General features: G+C 78.6%; 1 protein-coding gene. It reads right to left on the minus strand.

The window, feature by feature from the left end; translation table 11 throughout:
* On the minus strand, nucleotides 1–1,151 hold a 1,151-nt coding region (locus tag ABD308_RS36990; RefSeq protein ID WP_344344711.1), incomplete at both ends, for a DoxX family protein.

Genomic DNA, 1,151 nt, shown 5'->3' on the forward strand with positions numbered 1-1,151 from the left:
GGCGGCTCGCACACCCGGGAGAAGCTGGAGCCGGTCGGCGTGCCGGTGGTGGGCGTGGCGCTCGGCGTGGCCGGCCGGGACGGGGCCGGCGAGGGCGCCGAGGTGGCCGGGGCCTTGCCGCCGGGGGTGGCGGACGGTCCACCGCTCGGCCAGACCGGGGTGCCGTAGTCGGTGGCCGGCCGGGACGGCGCCGGGGGCTGCGGCCGGGCGCCGGTGCGGACCGCCGCGCCCAGCATGGAGCCGAGCAGCAGGGTCAGGCCGATGACCACCGAGGTGACCACCGTGCCGCGCCGCAGCACCCTACGCCGCAGCGCCGCCGGGGCGTCCGCGCCGTAGTGCCGCCAGGCCTCCAGGCCGAGCCGCCCGTCCAGCGAGGCGAACGGCGCCCCGGCGATCAGCAGCGGGCTCCACGCCGCCAGGAAGATCAGGTCGGGCGTGTCGTACACCGGGACGGCCCGCCAGCTCACCGTGAACAGCAGTGCGGCGGAGAGCGTCATCGCCGCCCCGGCCGCGAGCCGCTGCCAGAGCCCGAGGACGGTCAGCACCCCGACCACGATCTCGGTGAACGACACCACCAGGCCGGCCCCGACCGGGTGCGCCATGGCGAAGGCCAGCAGCGGCTCGGCGACCTTCCAGGGGTGCAGCGAGGAGAGCCAGCGCATCATCGAGCCGCGCTCGCCGCCGTCGAAGTACACCGGGTCGCAGAGCTTGCTGAACCCGGCGTAGACGGAGAGCGAGCCGAGCACCGCCCGCAGCGGCAGCAGCACCAGGCCGAGGTCGACCCGGCGGCCGGGGTACCAGGGCGGCCTGCCCTCGGCGCCGGCGGCCGAGACCTCGGGCAGTTCGCCGCTGGGCGTCCAGCCCTGCGGCGCGCCGACCGGGCCGACGCCGGCGTCGGTGGCGGTGCCGTCGCCCTCGCGCGACTGGCGGGGCACCGCCCGGGAACCGCCGTACGGCGGGATGACCTGGGTGTCCGCGTCCGCGAGCGTGCCGCCGAACCGTCCGCCGCGTCCGCCGACCCCGGCCCGGCCGGCGCCGAGCCGGACGGCCTCCAGCAGCTGGGTGGCCGCGACGTCGCCCGGGCGCGTCTCCCCGGTCCAGGTGACCGGGGTGACCCGGCCCTTGCGGCGCTGCGGCGCCCCCGCGAGCCC

Origin of the sequence: Kitasatospora putterlickiae (genome assembly GCF_039527695.1) — a bacterium.
GTDB lineage: Bacteria > Actinomycetota > Actinomycetes > Streptomycetales > Streptomycetaceae > Kitasatospora > Kitasatospora putterlickiae.